Origin of the sequence: Janibacter cremeus, assembly GCF_029395675.1 — a bacterium.
GTDB classification, from domain to species: Bacteria; Actinomycetota; Actinomycetes; order Actinomycetales; family Dermatophilaceae; genus Janibacter; species Janibacter cremeus_A.
Genome location: NZ_CP115184.1, coordinates 209,135 through 224,073, shown reverse-complemented (window position 1 = coordinate 224,073; position 14,939 = coordinate 209,135). Strand labels below are relative to the sequence as shown.

Below are 14,939 nucleotides of genomic sequence, written 5' to 3'. Positions count from 1 at the left end.
CACCACCAGCGAAGGGGGGCGTCAGCGCCCCGTGAGCAGGTCGACGGTGAGGTCGACGTGCCCGAGGTGCTGGAAGAGCTCCTCGATGACGTGCAGCACGACGAAGCCCTGGGTGATGACCTCCGGCTCCCCCTCGTGGTGCTCGACCGGACCCCGCGGCGCCTCCCCCGGCTCGAACCGCAGCAGGTCGTCGAGCCACCGTCGTCGTTGCGCGGCCACGAGCTCCTCGAGCTGGGCGAGCGTCCCGGTGGCGGTGAACTCGGCCGCCCGGTCCCGGTTGACCGGGCGCCCGGCGACGACCTCGCCGCCCCAGTGCTCCATGACCCCGCAGCAGTGGGTGACCAGGGCGAAGACGCTGTTGGCATCCTCCACGTCGGGGCGCCGTGACAGCAGCTCCTCGCCACCCGACTCCACCAGCTCGTCGGCCTTGGCCAGCAGCCGGACCAGCGCGGTGTCCACGTACCACTGCAGTGTGCCCTGCAGGTCCGGTGTCGTCATCCCTCGTCACTCTCGTCGTCCTCGCCGAAGCCGGCGACCGTCCCGGTCTCGAGCAGCTCGACGAACTGCTCCTCGGTGATGATCGGCCGACCGAGGTCGCGGGCCTTGGCCTCCTTGGTGCCGGCGTTGTCCCCGACGACCACCCAGTCGGTCTTCTTGCTCACCGACCCGGAGGCCTTGCCGCCGCGCTCGAGGATGGCCTCCTTGGCGGAGTCGCGGCTGAACTGCTCCAGCGAGCCGGTGACGACGACGGTCAGCCCGGACAGGGTCTGGGCGATCGACTCGTCGCGCTCGTCCTCCATGCGCACCCCGTCCGCCGCCCAGCGGTCGACGATCTGCCGGTGCCACTCGTTGCCCTCGCCGTCGAACCACTCACGCACCGACGCGGCGATTCGGGGGCCGACCCCTTCGACGTCGGCGAGCTGCTCCTCGGTGGCCGTGCGGATCGCCGCGATCGACCCGAAGTGCTGCGCGAGCGCCCGGGCCGCGGTCGGGCCGACGTGCCGGATCGACAGCGCGACGAGGACCCGCCACAACGGCTGCTCCTTGGCCGCCTGCAGGTGGTCGAGGAGCTTGCGGCCGTTCTCGGAGAGCACCTGCCCGTCGTGCACCTCCTCCTCCGGGTCCCCCTTCCTGGCCCTGCGGCGGTAGAGCGGCACCCGGAAGATGTCCTCCGCCGTGAGCGAGAAGAGGGTCGACTCGTCGGTGAGCACCCCGGCGTCCAGCAGCCCGACGACGCCCTCCCACCCCAGCACCTCGATGTCGAAGGCCCCGCGCCCGGCGAGGGAGGAGAGCCGCTCGCGCAGCTGGCTGGGGCAGGTGCGCGAGTTGGGGCAGCGGATGTCCTTGTCGCCCTCCTTCTGCTGGCCGAGCTCGGTGCCGCAGGAGGGGCAGTGCGTCGGCATGACGAACTCCCGCTCGCTGCCGTCCCGCAGCTCGACGACCGGGCCGAGGATCTCGGGGATGACGTCGCCGGCCTTGCGCAGCACGACCGTGTCGCCGATGAGCACGCCCTTGCGCTTGACCTCGTGGGCGTTGTGCAGCGTCGCCAGGGAGACCGTGGACCCGGCGACGGTGACCGGCTCCATCACGCCGAAGGGGGTGACCCGCCCGGTGCGCCCGACATTGACCTGGATGTCGAGGAGTTTGGTGTTGACCTCCTCGGGCGGATACTTCCAGGCGATGGCCCAGCGGGGAGCGCGCGAGGTCGTGCCGAGGCGACGCTGCACCGCGATCTCGTCGACCTTGACGACGACGCCGTCGATCTCGTGGTCGTAGTCGTGGCGCTGCCCCTCGACCTCGGAGATGAAGCGCCGCACCTGCTCCATGGTGTCGAAGACCCGGTAGTGCGGAGAGGTCGGCAGCCCCCACGACGCCATCAGCTCGTAGGCGTGGCTCTGGCTCTCGACGGCGAAGCCCTCCCGCCGGCCGGTCCCGTGGACGAGCATCCGCAGCGGACGGCGGGCGGTGACGCGGGGGTCCTTCTGGCGCAGCGAGCCGGCGGCCGAGTTGCGCGGATTGGCGAAGGGGGCCTTGCCGGCCTCGACGAGGCCGGCGTTGAGCTCGGCGAAGTCCTCGAGCCGGAAGAAGACCTCCCCGCGGACCTCGACGAGGTCCGGAACCGGGTGCTCGCTGCCGTCCAGCCGGGTGGGGATGTCCGCGATCGTGCGCACGTTCATCGTGATGTCCTCACCGGTGCGCCCGTCACCGCGCGTGAGTGCACGGGTGAGCCGGCCCCCTTCGTACAGGAGGTTGACGGCGAGGCCGTCGATCTTCAGCTCGCACAGGTAGTGGAAGCCGGAGACCTCGCGCTCGACGCGGGCCGCCCAGTCGACCAGCTCGTCGGTCTCCACGGCGTTGTCGAGCGAGAGCATCCTCTCGAGGTGGTCGACGGCGGTGAACTCGGTGGAGAAGACCGCTCCGCCGACGGCCTGCGTCGGCGACTCGGGGGTGCGAAGGGAGGGGTGCGCCTCCTCGATCTCGTTCAGCCGTCGGATGAGCGCGTCGTAGGCCGCATCGCTGATCGTGGGCGCGTCCTTGACGTGGTAGGCGAACTGGGCGGCGCTCGCCTGCTCGGCCAGCTCGGTCCACTCGTCGCGGATGTCCTCGGGCACGTCGGCCGGGGTCTTCGGCTCCACCCGGGGTGCTGACTCGTCGGTCTCGGGGATCTCACTCACGCTCCCATCCTGCCGCACCCGGCCCGATGGCCGAGGTGCGACGAAGGCGGTGCCCTGAGGTGCGACGACGTAGCCTCGAAGGGAGCCTCGACGCCACCCCCTTCCGTGCGAACGGGATCACGGTGTTGGATGGCACCACCACCGGTCTACCCAGGAGTACCCATGACCAACTTGGCGAGCAACCTCGTCACCACCGCCCAGGCCCACCCTGACAAGGTGGCCATCAAGCTCGACGACGCCGAGCTGACCTGGCAGCAGCTGCACGGTCTCGCCGCGAAGACGGCCGGTGCCCTGCGTGCTGCCGGTCTCGAGCCGGGCGACCGCGTCGCACTGATCCTGCCGAACATCCCCGCCTTCCCGGTGCTCTTCTACGGCACCCTGCTCGCCGGCGGCACCGTCGTGCCGATGAACCCGCTGCTGAAGGCCCAGGAGGTCGAGTACTTCTTCACCGACTCCGGTGCGAAGTTCGCCTTCGCGTGGGGCGACTTCCTCGCCGAGGCGCAGGGCGGCGCGGAGGGCACCGCGACGAAGGTCATCGCCTCCGGCCCCGTCGGCCCGAGCGAGACGGACCTGCCGGCGGGCGAGCCGATCGCCACGCCCGTCGAGCGCGACGACGAGGACACCGCGGTCATCCTCTACACCTCCGGCACGACCGGTCGGCCGAAGGGCGCGGAGCTGACCCACCGGAACCTCGACCTCAACGCGCAGCGCTCCGCGCACGACATCATCGGCATCACCGCCGACGACGTGGTCATGGGCTGCCTGCCGCTCTTCCACGTCTTCGGCCTCACCTGCGGGCTCAACACCTCGGTCCTCACCGGCGCCACCCTGACGCTCATCCCGCGCTTCGAGCCCGGCAAGGCGCTGGAGATCGTCGCGCGCGACGAGGTGACGGTCTTCGAGGGCGTGCCGACGATGTACGGCGCGATGCTGCACCACCCGAGCGTGGACACCACCGACACCTCGAGCCTGCGCACCTGCGTCAGCGGTGGGTCCTCGCTGCCGGAGGCGACGCTCACCGAGTTCGAGTCGACGTTCAAGGTCCGCCTGCTCGAGGGGTACGGGCTCTCGGAGACCTCCCCGGTCGCCTCCTTCAACATGCTGGACCAGCCGAGCAAGCCCGGCACGATCGGGCGGGCGATCCCCGGCTGCGAGATGAAGCTGATCGGCGAGGACGGCCAGGATGTGGGCCCCGGCGAGGGCGTCGGTGAGATCGCCATCCGCGGCGACAACGTCATGAAGGGCTACTGGAACAAGCCCGAGGAGACGGCGGCCGCGATCCCGGACGGGTGGTTCCGCACCGGTGACATCGCCAGCGTCGACGAGGACGGCTACTACACGATCGTCGACCGCAAGAAGGACGTCATCATCCGCGGCGGCATGAACGTCTACCCCCGCGAGGTCGAGGAGGTGCTCTACACCCACCCCGACGTCCTGGAGTGCGCCGTCGTCGGTGTGCCGCACCCCGAGCTCGGCGAGGACATCGGCGCGGCCGTCGCCCTGCGAGAGGGCGCCTCCGGGGACGTCGACGACATCCGGGACTACGTCAAGGACCGGATCGCCGCGTACAAGTACCCGCGCACCGTGTGGGTGCTCGACGAGATGCCCAAGGGGCCGACGGGCAAGATCCTCAAGCGCGAGGTGCACGCCCCCGCCGACGACTGACGCTGCCGCCCCCGCTCCCTGAGGAGGTTGCGCAGCAACCGTCTCGAAGGGAGGGACCGGTTCGAAGAGGGGACGCGACCCACAGGTCGCGTCCCCTCTTCGAATCCGCAGACAACCTCAGTCGGACACGGGGCCGGCGGGATCGGCCGTACGCTCCTCGAACCAGGTCGTCGTGACCCCACCCCGACGGAACTCCTCGTCCGCGAGCAGGGTCAGGTGCAGGGCACGCGTCGTGACCACCCCGTCGACGGTGAGCTCGGTGAGCGCCTGCTCGGCCCGGGCCAGCGCCTCCTCCCGGTCCCGACCGTGGACGATGACCTTGGCCACGAGGGAGTCGTAGTACGGCACGATCTGCCCACCCGCCACGAAGCCGGAGTCCACGCGGACGCCCGGCCCGGTGGGTGGGTCGAAGCGGAGGAGCTCCCCCGGCGAGGGGAAGAAGTCCTGCTCTGGGTCCTCCGCGTTGATCCGGAACTCCATGGCGGCACCGGACAGCATGACGTCCTCCTGGGCCACCGACAGCGGCTCTCCGGCGGCTACCCTCAGCTGCTCGGCGACCAGGTCCGCATTCGTCACCATCTCGGTGATGGGGTGCTCCACCTGGATGCGGGTGTTCATCTCGATGAAGTAGAAGTGCTCGCCCTCGACGAGGAACTCCACGGTGCCGGCACCCTGGTACCTGACCTCCGCGGCAAGGCGGACCGCCGCGTCCGTGATCTCGTCGCGCAGTGTCGGGGACAGACCCGGGGCGGGCGCCTCCTCGAGCAGCTTCTGCCGACGTCGCTGGACCGAGCAATCCCGCTCGAAGAAGTGGACGACGTTGCCGTGCGAGTCACCCACGACCTGCACCTCGATGTGCCGCGCGTTCTCGATGCACCGCTCGAGGTAGAGCGAGCCGTCGCCGAAGGCCGCGCTGGCCTCGGCCTGCGCGGTCGAGACGGCGCCCTCGAGCTCGTCCTCGGTCCGCACCACCCGGATGCCCTTGCCTCCGCCTCCGGCGGCCGCCTTGATCAGCAGGGGGAACCCCACGTCCGCGGCCGCCGCGCGCGCCGCGGCCACGTCGGCGACGACTTCCGAACCGGGGACGACGGGGACACCGGCCTGCTCGGCCGTCCGACGCGCGGATGCCTTGTCCCCCATCGACTCGATCACCTCGGCCGAGGGGCCCACGAAGGTCAGCCCCGCCTCGGCCACCCGACGCGCGAACTCCGGACGCTCGGCCAGGAACCCGTACCCCGGGTGCACGTGGGTGCACCCGGCGTCGCGGGCGGCCTGCACGACCGCATCGATGTCGAGGTAGGAGCGACGAGCGGGTGAGGGTCCGAGGTGGCGGGCGTCATCGGCCAGCGCCACCCAGCGGGAGTCGGCGTCGGCATCGGAGTACACCGCGACCGCCTCCCAGCCACAGGCGTGCGCCGCCCTGATGACACGCAGCGCGATCTCACCGCGGTTGGCGACGAGGACCCGGTGGGTGGGTGCCACACTCACTCCAGGACCGCCACGTCCTGTCCGACGGACACGTCCGACTCGTCCTCGACGAGGAACTCCTTTACGGTTCCGCCGGCTGTCGCCTTCAGCTCGCTGAAGTTCTTCATCACCTCGATCAGGCCGATCGTCTGTCCCTCGGTGACCTGGTCGCCTTCGTTGACGTACGGGTCCTGGTCCGGGGCCGGACGACGGTAGAACACTCCGGGGAGCGGGGAGGGGATCGTGGGCATCGTGCTTCCTTTCGACGAGGTCTGCGTGGTGCTCGTGCGGGTGGCGCTCAGGCCAGGGCCGACCGGATCCGGTCCAGCCGTCGGTTGCGGTCGGCGCGCGCGGCCAGGGCCTCGTCGATGCCGACGTCCCGGAACCGGATGGTGTCGCCGGTCTTGGCCTGTCCGAACAGGTCCCGGTCGACCGAGATGACCGTGGCGATCGTGACGTAGCCACCGCCGGTGACGGCGTCGCCGAGGAGGACGATCGGCTCGTCCCCACCGGGCACCTGGATCGAGCCCAGCGGGTACCCGAGGTCGACGACGTTGGCCGGGTCGCTGCCCGCCCCGAAGGGTTGCTCGCGCTCGACGAAGTCGAGCGTGCCGCCGCGCAGCCGGTACCCGACCCTGTCCGCGTCCTTGGTGATCCTCCACGGGGTGCTCAGGAAGGACTCGAGCGCCGCCTCCGTGAGCCGGTAGGAGCATAGCCCGACGACGGCCCGGACATCGATGTCGGAGGGGAACTGCGGCACCAGCTCGTCGGGCACGACGGCGCCGGCCTCCCCGGTCGACCCGTCCCCGAGCGGGAGGACGTCACCATCGGCCAGGGTGCGACCCTCGTGGCCGCCGAGCCCGATCAACGTGTACGTCGACCGCGACCCCAGGTACTCGGGCACGGCGATGCCGCCGGACACGGCGATGTACGGGCGCGCGCCGCTGGTGATCATCCCGAACGCCAGGACGTCACCGCTGCGGACCTGCGTGCTCGACCACATCGGGATGGGCTCGCCGTTGAGCGTGACGGCGGCGTCCCCGCCGGTCACGGCGACGAGCCGGTCGTCGGTGAACTCCAGCGACGGTCCGATGTACGTGGCCTCCAGGGCGGCGGCACCCTCGGGGTTGCCGACGAGGAGGTTGGCGACACGGAAGGAGTACTGGTCCATCGCACCGGAGGGCGGCATCCCGATGGCGTACCGGCCGGTGCGACCGAGGTCCTGGACCGTCGTCGACAGCCCGCCGGAGACGACTCTCACCTGTGCACTCATCGGTACAGCACCTCCAGCAGACGGTCGTTGACTCCTTGCGGGTCGTCGAGGAAGGCCGCCGGCGAGAACTCGACGTCGTGCTGCCGGTAGCGGAAGGTGCCCGCCTCCACCTCCCTGCGGGTGTCGTCGAACTCCGTGCGGTCCACGGAGCGGTACCGCAGGATGTCGCCCGCCCCCGGGAAGACGATGGAGTGGGCGAAGTCCGGGTGGTCCTGGCGCACGTTGAGCACCGGCGTGGCCGACATCCCGTACAGCTGGTAGCCACCGGCCCCCTGGACCGGGTAGACCACCGAGAAGGCGCCACCGATGCCGAAGGCGCGTTCCGGGGTGAAGGTCCGGGGCCGCACGTACTTGGGGACCTGCACCTGCCGCTCCCTCGGCTCGAGCTGGTAGCAGAACGGCAGGCCCGGGACGAAGCCGAGCATGGTGACGATCCACGGGTTCCCGGCCAGGTGCTCGATGAAGGCCTCGACGCTGTCGAAGCCGTTGGTGCGCGCGCCGTACTCCAGGTCGGTCGACTCCGGGTCCTGGTGCCGGTCGCGGAAGCGCATCATCGCCTCGTGCGTCCACGGGTCGTTGTAGAGCACCGGCACGTCCACGACGCGGGTCTGCAGCGTGAATCCCTCGGGCACCTCCTGGAATCGCCCCTCCAGGTCCTTCAGGAGCGCCATGAGATCCGCCGGGGGGATGACGTCGGGGTCGAAGCGCACGAGGTAGGACGCGTTGGAGGGGCAGATGTCGACCAGTCCCGACATCTGCCTGCTCTCGAGCTCCTGGGTGATGAGCGTGGCCTTGATGTTGGCCTCCATGCTCATCTCCTCGGCGATCTCGACGAAGATGAACTCGTCTCCCCCGTGCTCGTAGCGCGCGGGAGGCAGCTGCACCGGTTGGCTCATGAACCCTCCTGGTCGATCTGGTGGAGGGACCGGATCGTCCACCCCATGCTCGTCATGCGGTCGACGACGGCCCGGGCGTTGTCCACCGCTCCCGGTCGGTCCGAGTGCAGGCAGACGGTGTCCGCCCGGATCGAGGAGACCACCCCGTTGACGGAGCGGACCCGCCCCTGAAGGATGTCGGCGACCTGGTCGGCGCACCATTGGGGGTCCCGCCGTTGGTTCTTCGGGTCGATGATGATGTGCCCGTCGTCGGTGTACTCGAGGTCGGCGAAGGCCTCCGCAGCCACCTTGTGACCGCGCTCGCGCTGCCGGTCGGCGCAGTGTCCGGCCTCGAGCACGATGAAGAGGGTCGGGTCCACCTCCGCGACGGCGTCGGCGACGGCATCGGCCGCGTCGTCGTCCTTCATCAGCAGCCCGTAGAGGCTGCCGTGGGGCTTGACGTGGCGAAGGGGGACGCCCAGCTGGTCCGCGAAGGCCCGCAGGGCCCCCGTCTGGTAGAGCACGGCCTGTGCCGCCTCCGTCGGGGAGAAGGCCATCGCGCGGCGCCCGAAGCCGGTGAGGTCGGGGAATCCCGGGTGCGCGCCGAGCCCGATCTCGTTCTCCTTGGCGAGCGCGACGGAGGTGGCCATGGTCGCCGGGTCACCGGCGTGCCACCCGCAGGCCACGTTGATCGAGGAGATCATCGGGGCCAGGGACTCATCGGCACCCAGGGTCCACCGACCGAAGCTCTCACCACCGTCCGCGTTGAGATCGACGAGTTTCGCGGTGCTGGTACTCATGCGCAGGCTCCTGTCCGTGCGTCTGCCGACTGGCTTCTTCTCATTCGACCACTCCCACGGCCGCGGCGACCGCCCGGCCGGCGAGGACCCCCGCGAGATGGCGGCGGTACTCGGCCGTGCCCGCGGCGTCGACCGGCGGGGAGGTCCCCTCGCCGGCACCCGCTGCCGCGTCGTGCACGGCGCGCTCCTGGAGCGGCACTCCCGTCAGCGCTGCCTCGGCCGACTCTGCCCGCAGCGGGGTCTGCCCCATGTTGGCCATCCCGAGGCGCACGCGGGCGACGGCGCCGTCCTCGACCTGCACCGCTGCCGCGACGGCGACGATGGACCAGGACTGGGCCACGTGCGCGAACTTCTCGTAGCGCATCCCCCACCCCGTGTGCTTGGGCAGTCGAACGGCCGTCAGCACCTCGCCATCGCGCAGGTCCGTGGTGAACGGGCCGTGGAAGAACTCCTTCGCCGGCACCGTCCTCGCCCCGTCGGGACCGGTGACCTCGATGGTCCCGTCGAGCGCCAGCACGGCGGGTGCGATGTCGCCGGCCGGGTCGGCATGGGCCAGGGAGCCGCCGATGGTCCCCCGGTACCTGATCTGCGGATCCCCCACGCACGCCGCCGCCTGGCCCAGGACCCCGGCATGGGCGGCGACGAGCGCGTCGTGGGCCACTGCGTGGTGGGTGGCCATGGCACCGACGACGACGTGGTCGCCCTCCTCCCGCACCTCCCGCATGCCGGGGATCCGGCGCAGGTCGACGAGGAGGTCCGGGTCGGCCATCCGCATGCGCAGCACCGGCATGAGCGACTGTCCGCCACCGATGATGGTGGCCTCGTCCCCGCCGTCGGCGAGGCTGCGCACCACCTCCTCGAGCGTGGTCGGTGACGTGTAGTCGAAGTCCACGGGCCTCATGCCGTCACCTGTCCCTTGTTCGCGCGTCGCGCGTCGTCGATCGCCGTCCAGACCTTCGAGGGAGTGCACGGCATCGTGATGTCGGTGACCCCGAGCGGTCGCAACGCGTCCAGCACCCCGTTGACGATGGCCGGCGGGGCGGCGGTGGCACCGGTCTCGCCGACCGCCTTGACGCCCAGGACGTTGGTGGTCGCCTCGGTCACGGTGGTGTCCGTGCGGTAGCGCAGGACGTCCGGGGCGGCCGGGACCAGGTAGTCGGCCAGGGTGCCGCTGGTCAGCTGGCCCTCGTCGGAGTACTGGATCTCCTCGTACAGCGCCTGGGCAATGCCCTGGGTGAGTCCGCCGTGGACCTGCCCGTCGACGATCATCGGGTTCACGAGGACGCCGACGTCCTGGACGCAGACGTAGTCGCGGACCGTCACCCGCCCGGTCTGCGTGTCGACCTCCACCGCCGCCAGGTGTGTCCCCGTGGGGTAGGAGAAGTTCTCCGGGTCGAAGGTGTAGTCCGCATCGAGGTTCGGCTCCAGCCCGTCCGGGAGGTCGTGCGCGAGCCAGGTGCTGAGCATGATCTCCTGGATCGTCACGCCGCTGGTCGTGCCCTTGACTGAGAACTTCCCGCCGACGAACTCGAGGTCGTCGGTGCTCGCCTCGAGCATGTGGGCGGCGATCGGCCGGGCCTTCTCCACCACCTTGCGGGCCGCCCCGACGATCGCCATTCCCCCGACGACCAGCGAGCGGGACCCGTAGGTGTCCATGCCCTTGTGGGCGGACGCGGTGTCGCCGCTGATGAGGACGATGTCCTCGAAGGGGATGCCCAGCTCGTCCGAGACGATCTGGGAGAAGGCGGTGGCGTGCCCCTGCCCGTGCGAGGTGGTACCGGCGACGACCTCGACCTTGCCGGTCGGGAGCATCCGGATCGTGGAGTGCTCCCATCCGCCGGAGCCGTAGTTCAGGCCTCCGAGCACGCGGCTGGGGGCCAGTCCGGACAGCTCGACGAAGGTGCACACCCCGATGCCGAGCTGAACGGGGTCCTGCGCCTCGCGGCGACGTCGCTGCTCGGCCCGTAGCTCGTCGTAGCCGAACATCGCGAGCGCCTTGTCGGTGGCCCGGTCGTAGTTGCCGGAGTCGTAGGTCAGGCCGGCAACGGTGGCGTACGGGAACTCCTCGGGCCTGATCCAGTTGCGTCGCCGCACCTCGATCGGGTCGAGGTCCAGCTCGACGGCCAGCTCGTCCATCATCCGCTCGATGCCGAAGGTCGCCTCCGGCTTCCCCGCCCCGCGGTAGGCATCGGTCATCGTCTTGTTGGTGAAGACGTCGGTGCAGTGGAAGGAGTAGGCCGGGATCCGGTAGATCCCGTTGAACATGAATCCGCCCAGCAGCGGGATCCCCGCGGTGAGGATGCCCAGGTAGGCCCCCATGTCCGCGGTGAGGTCGACGTCCAGGGCCGTGATGGTGCCGTCCCGCCGCGCGGCCAGGGTCAGCTCCTGCACCTGGTCGCGCGCATGGTGCGACGACTGCATCGACTCGCTGCGGGACTCGGTGTACTTGCAGGGCAGGCGCAGCCGCCGTGCGATCAGCAGCACCAGCGCCTCCTCGCGGGTGAACTGCAGCTTGCCCCCGAACCCGCCACCGACGTCCGGCGCCACGACGCGCAGCTCGTGCTCCTCGATGGGTTGGGTCATCGCCATGAGGATGCGCACGATGTGCGGCACCTGGGTGGCCGACCACATCGTCACCTGCTCGGCGGTCGGGTCGACGACGATCGAGCGGGGCTCGATGTAGGCGGGCGTGACGCGGTTCTGCCGGAGGGTGCGCCGCACCACGACCTGGTCGGGGTCGGACTCGGCCTCGCGGATCGCCGCGGCGGCGTCGCCACCGGTGCCGAGGGTGACCGAGTCGAGTCCCCACGTGGCACACACGTTCGTGCCCAGGTCCGGGTGGACGAGCGGACTCCCCTCCTGCTTCGCGACCATCGGGTCGACGACCACGGGGAGCTCGTCGTAGTCGACGTCGATGAGCTCGAGCGCATCGTCGGCGGCCTCCTTCGACGTGGCGGCCACGACCGCCACGATGTCGCCGACGTGCTTGACGGATCCGACGCTCAGCGGGAAGTAGGGCGGTGTCCTCATGTCGTCGCTGACGGTCCACGCCGTCGGCATCGCCCCCTGCTCGGGCAGGTCCTCGCCGGTCCAGACCCCGACGACCCCGGGCGCCCGGGCGGCCTCGGTGGTGTCGAGCTCGGTGATCGAGGCGTGGGCGACCGGTGACCGGAGCACGGACAGGTGGAGCATCCCGGGCAGGGTCATGTCGTCGGTCCACCGGGTCCGGCCGGTCAGGGCCCGCTCGTCCTCGCGGCGCAGGCGGGCGCGCCCGATCTCGGGGGTCCGCTCGTCCTGCGCGCTCGGCGCATCGGGTGCGGTGCTCATCGGCCGACCTCCTCGTCGCGGGCGGCCTGCGAGTAGGCCATGACCGCCGAGACGATCCCCTGGTAGCCGGTGCAGCGGCACATGTTGCCCTTGAGCCCTTCGCGGACCTCGTCCTCGGTCGGCTCCGGGTTCTCGCGCACGAGGCAGACGCTGCGCATGAGCATCCCGGGGGTGCAGTACCCGCACTGGAGCCCGTGGTGCTCGTGGAAGGCCTGCTGGACCGGGTGCAGCGTGCCGTCACCGGCGGCGAGGCCCTCGACGGTCTCGATCTCTGCGCCGTCCGCCTGGACGGCGAGGACGGAGCAGGACTTGATGCTCTCCCCGTCGACGAGCACGGTGCAGGCGCCGCAGTTGCTGCTGTCGCACCCGACCACGGTGCCGGTCCTGCCGACCGTCTCGCGGAGGTAGTGCACCAGCAGGGTTCGGGGTTCGACCTCGTGGGTGAACCTCATGCCATCGACGGTGACGGTGATGCGCGCCATTGCACTTCCTTCGCACGACGTTGTGCCGGGTTGCTCCTGTGCGGCCAACACTGGTGCATGTGGCACGAAGTGACAAGCGCCACACGATGGCCCCACGGGTCCGCGCCGCCACGACGTGCTGCAGGCAGTACTTCGTATCGTCAGCCGCAGCTCGAACTACTGCGCGCGATACGTGCTGCTGCGTGCAGTAGTTCGTATCCGGGGTGCCGTCAGCCGGCGGCGACGTCGCTCAGGGCGGCGGCGAGGTCCCGGGCGGTGCGCAGGGCGGCGACCGCCGAGGGCCTGTCCACCTGCTCGAAGGGGGGTCCCCCGGCCAGTCCGCACGCGGGCGTGACGACGAGGTCACCGAGGGCGGCATCGGGCAGGCCGATGCGGTGCCAGGCGGCGACGAGCCGGTCGCGGGCGGTGCGCCAGTCGGTACCGCCCGCGGTCGGGACGGCACCCGCCCAGAGGGTGACCCCGGCCTCGACGGCCTCGGCGAGCTGCTCCCAGCGGGGGCCGTCGACGAGGGAGGTGTCCAGGGAGATCCCGTCGGCGCCGGTCTCGCGCAGCAGGGTCACCGGCACGTCCCCGCTGCAGCAGTGCACGACGGTCGTGTGCCCCTCGAGCGCGTCGACGATCGTGCGGAGGCCGTCGCGCACCTCGCTGCGGTCGACCGCCCGCAGGCGTCCGTAGCCGGACTGCGTCGGCAGCCGGCCCTCGAGCACTGCGGGCAGGCCGGGCTCGTCGACCTGGACGACCAGCGAGGCCCCGGGCACGAGTCGCGCGACGTCGGCGACGTGCCGGCGCACCCCCTCCGCGAGCGCGCCGGCGATGTCGCGCCGGGCTCCCGGGTCGGAGACGGCGCGCTCACCCCGCGGCAGCTCGATGCTCGCACCGAGGGTCCACGGGCCGGCGACCTGCAGCTTCAGCGGCCCGGTCCACCCGTCGTAGGCCTCGGCGAGCTCGTCGAGGTCCTCGCGCAGGAAGGCGCGCGCCCTCCCTTCGTCCCGGCCGGAGCGGTCGGTGAAGCGCCACCCGTAGGGCTGGGTCTCGACGTGCAGGTCGGCGAGCAGCGCGGCGCCCCGGCCGATGATGTCGGCGCCGGGTCCGCGTGCGGGCAGCTCGGGCAGGTGCGGGATGCCGTCACCGAGGAGGTCGCGGACGGCGACGACGGCCTCGCGGGGTCGCTCCCCCGGCCACGAGCCGACGCCGGAGGCGAGCGTCATGCCTCTTCCGCCGCGTCACCGCCGGATGGACGGGCACGCGCGGGCGCTTCGTCGGCGAGTTCACCTCCACCGGCGGGCGACGCGGAGCGGGAGGCGCGGCTGATCGTCCCGGACCCGACGACGCGGGTGCCGTCGTAGAGGACGATCGACTGCCCGGGGGCGGCGCCGCGGACCGCGGTGTCGAGACGGACCAGCAGACGGGTCCCGTCGTCGACGACCTCGGCGCGTGCCGGGATCTCCTCGCCGTGGGCGCGGATCTGCGCGCCGAGACGGTGGCTGCCGGACGCGGCCGGGCCGCACCAGCGCACGTGGTCGGCCTCGATCTCGTCGGCGCCCAGGAGGTCGGCGGTGCCGATGAAGACCCGGTTGGACTCCGCCTCGACCCGGGTGACGTAACGCGGCTGCCCGTCCAGGCCGGAGCGGTCGAGCCCGAGCCCGCGCCGCTGCCCCACGGTGAAGCCGTACGCCCCGCGGTGCTCGCCGACGACCTCACCGGAGCCCTCGTCGACGATCTCGCCCTCGCGCTCCCCGAGGCGCTGTGTCAGCCAGCCGCGGGTGTCACCGTCGGAGATGAAGCAGATGTCGTGGCTGTCCGGCTTCTTGGCCACGGCGAAGCCGCGCTCGGCGGCCTCGGCACGGATGTCGGGTTTGGTCGTGTCGCCGAGCGGGAAGAAGGCGCGGGCCAGCTGCTCCTCGTCCAGCACCCCGAGCACGTACGACTGGTCCTTCGCGTCGTCGACGGCGCGGTGCAGCTCGCGGCCGTGCGGCCCGTCGACGATCTGGGCGTAGTGCCCGGTCGCGACGGCGTCGAAGCCGAGCGCCAGGGCCTTGTCGAGCAGGGCGGCGAACTTGATCTTCTCGTTGCAGCGCAGGCAGGGGTTGGGGGTGCGGCCGGCCTCGTACTCGGCGACGAAGTCCTCGACGACGTCCCGGTCGAAGGGGGTGGCCATGTCCCACACGTAGAAGGGGATGCCGAGCCGGTCGGCCACGCGACGGGCGTCACCGGCGTCCTCGATCGTGCAGCACCCGCGGGCGCCCTCGCGCAGCGTCTTGGCGTCCTTCGCCAGGGCGAGGTGCACACCGACGACGTCGTGGCCCGCCTCGATCATCCGGGAGGCGGCGACGGCGGAGTCGACCCCGCCGCTCATCGCGGCGACGACACGCATC

Annotated in this window: 13 protein-coding genes; 1 reads left to right on the top strand and 12 read right to left on the bottom strand. The window is 71.2% G+C overall.

Annotated elements, in window-relative coordinates; genetic code table 11:
• Window positions 1-21: 21 nt before the first annotated feature.
• The gene (locus O9K63_RS01020) at window positions 22-498 is read right to left on the bottom strand and encodes a DUF664 domain-containing protein (RefSeq protein WP_277239940.1); all 477 of its coding nucleotides are present in this window, start codon (window positions 496-498) and stop codon (window positions 22-24) included.
• Entirely contained in the window at window positions 495-2,675 is a 2,181-nt protein-coding gene (ligA, locus tag O9K63_RS01015; RefSeq protein WP_277239939.1) for an NAD-dependent DNA ligase LigA, read from the bottom strand. Before ligA ends, O9K63_RS01020 begins: the two co-directional genes overlap by 4 nt.
• 162 nt (window positions 2,676-2,837) lie before the next feature.
• On the opposite strand from ligA, the gene O9K63_RS01010 reads away from it, so the two are divergent.
• A complete protein-coding gene (locus O9K63_RS01010) occupies window positions 2,838-4,340 on the top strand; it encodes a long-chain-fatty-acid--CoA ligase (protein WP_277239938.1) in 1,503 nt (500 codons plus the stop codon).
• 117 nt (window positions 4,341-4,457) lie between these two features.
• Here the strand turns inward: O9K63_RS01010 and O9K63_RS01005 are convergent, their stop codons facing one another.
• The 10 genes from O9K63_RS01005 to mnmA form a co-directional block, all read right to left on the bottom strand.
• Window positions 4,458-5,822, bottom strand: a complete 1,365-nt coding sequence (locus tag O9K63_RS01005) for an acetyl-CoA carboxylase biotin carboxylase subunit (RefSeq protein ID WP_277239937.1) — start codon at window positions 5,820-5,822, stop codon at window positions 4,458-4,460.
• Window positions 5,823-5,824: 2 nt separating this feature from the next.
• The gene (locus tag O9K63_RS01000) at window positions 5,825-6,058 is read right to left on the bottom strand and encodes an acetyl-CoA carboxylase (protein WP_277239936.1); all 234 of its coding nucleotides are present in this window, start codon (window positions 6,056-6,058) and stop codon (window positions 5,825-5,827) included.
• A gap of 47 nt (window positions 6,059-6,105) precedes the next feature.
• Entirely contained in the window at window positions 6,106-7,080 is a 975-nt protein-coding gene (locus O9K63_RS00995) for a biotin-dependent carboxyltransferase family protein (protein WP_277239935.1), read from the bottom strand.
• Window positions 7,077-7,976 (bottom strand): 5-oxoprolinase subunit B family protein, encoded by a 900-nt coding sequence (locus tag O9K63_RS00990; RefSeq protein WP_277239934.1) that lies wholly within the window; start codon window positions 7,974-7,976, stop codon window positions 7,077-7,079. The genes O9K63_RS00995 and O9K63_RS00990 overlap by 4 nt, the downstream gene beginning before the upstream one ends.
• Window positions 7,973-8,755, bottom strand: a complete 783-nt coding sequence (locus tag O9K63_RS00985; protein ID WP_277239933.1) for a LamB/YcsF family protein — start codon at window positions 8,753-8,755, stop codon at window positions 7,973-7,975. Before O9K63_RS00985 ends, O9K63_RS00990 begins: the two co-directional genes overlap by 4 nt.
• A 40-nt stretch (window positions 8,756-8,795) precedes the next feature.
• Complete coding sequence (locus tag O9K63_RS00980) at window positions 8,796-9,656, bottom strand: FAD binding domain-containing protein (protein WP_277239932.1); 861 nt, start codon at window positions 9,654-9,656, stop codon at window positions 8,796-8,798.
• Window positions 9,653-12,082: a xanthine dehydrogenase family protein molybdopterin-binding subunit gene (locus O9K63_RS00975; RefSeq protein WP_277239931.1), complete on the bottom strand. Its 2,430-nt coding sequence runs from the start codon at window positions 12,080-12,082 to the stop codon at window positions 9,653-9,655. The genes O9K63_RS00980 and O9K63_RS00975 overlap by 4 nt, the downstream gene beginning before the upstream one ends.
• Window positions 12,079-12,564, bottom strand: a complete 486-nt coding sequence (locus tag O9K63_RS00970; protein WP_277239930.1) for a (2Fe-2S)-binding protein — start codon at window positions 12,562-12,564, stop codon at window positions 12,079-12,081. Before O9K63_RS00970 ends, O9K63_RS00975 begins: the two co-directional genes overlap by 4 nt.
• 209 nt (window positions 12,565-12,773) lie before the next feature.
• Complete coding sequence (locus O9K63_RS00965; RefSeq protein WP_277239929.1) at window positions 12,774-13,772, bottom strand: methionine synthase; 999 nt, start codon at window positions 13,770-13,772, stop codon at window positions 12,774-12,776.
• The gene (gene mnmA, locus O9K63_RS00960; RefSeq protein WP_277239928.1) at window positions 13,769-14,938 is read right to left on the bottom strand and encodes a tRNA 2-thiouridine(34) synthase MnmA; all 1,170 of its coding nucleotides are present in this window, start codon (window positions 14,936-14,938) and stop codon (window positions 13,769-13,771) included. The genes O9K63_RS00965 and mnmA overlap by 4 nt, the downstream gene beginning before the upstream one ends.
• Window position 14,939 lies beyond the last annotated feature (1 nt).

What these genes read in the sequence shown, in the direction of transcription:
- O9K63_RS00975 (WP_277239931.1), bottom strand. Translation starts at nt 12,082, where the DNA reads ATGAGCACCGCACCCGATGCGCCGAGCGCGCAGGACGAGCGGACCCCC.
- mnmA (WP_277239928.1), bottom strand. Translation starts at nt 14,938, where the DNA reads ATGCGTGTCGTCGCCGCGATGAGCGGCGGGGTCGACTCCGCCGTCGCC.
- O9K63_RS00965 (WP_277239929.1), bottom strand. Translation starts at nt 13,772, where the DNA reads ATGACGCTCGCCTCCGGCGTCGGCTCGTGGCCGGGGGAGCGACCCCGC.
- O9K63_RS00970 (WP_277239930.1), bottom strand. Translation starts at nt 12,564, where the DNA reads ATGGCGCGCATCACCGTCACCGTCGATGGCATGAGGTTCACCCACGAG.
- O9K63_RS01010 (WP_277239938.1), top strand. Translation starts at nt 2,838, where the DNA reads ATGACCAACTTGGCGAGCAACCTCGTCACCACCGCCCAGGCCCACCCT.
- O9K63_RS00995 (WP_277239935.1), bottom strand. Translation starts at nt 7,080, where the DNA reads ATGAGTGCACAGGTGAGAGTCGTCTCCGGCGGGCTGTCGACGACGGTC.
- O9K63_RS01000 (WP_277239936.1), bottom strand. Translation starts at nt 6,058, where the DNA reads ATGCCCACGATCCCCTCCCCGCTCCCCGGAGTGTTCTACCGTCGTCCG.
- O9K63_RS01020 (WP_277239940.1), bottom strand. Translation starts at nt 498, where the DNA reads ATGACGACACCGGACCTGCAGGGCACACTGCAGTGGTACGTGGACACC.
- O9K63_RS00985 (WP_277239933.1), bottom strand. Translation starts at nt 8,755, where the DNA reads ATGAGTACCAGCACCGCGAAACTCGTCGATCTCAACGCGGACGGTGGT.
- O9K63_RS00990 (WP_277239934.1), bottom strand. Translation starts at nt 7,976, where the DNA reads ATGAGCCAACCGGTGCAGCTGCCTCCCGCGCGCTACGAGCACGGGGGA.
- O9K63_RS00980 (WP_277239932.1), bottom strand. Translation starts at nt 9,656, where the DNA reads ATGAGGCCCGTGGACTTCGACTACACGTCACCGACCACGCTCGAGGAG.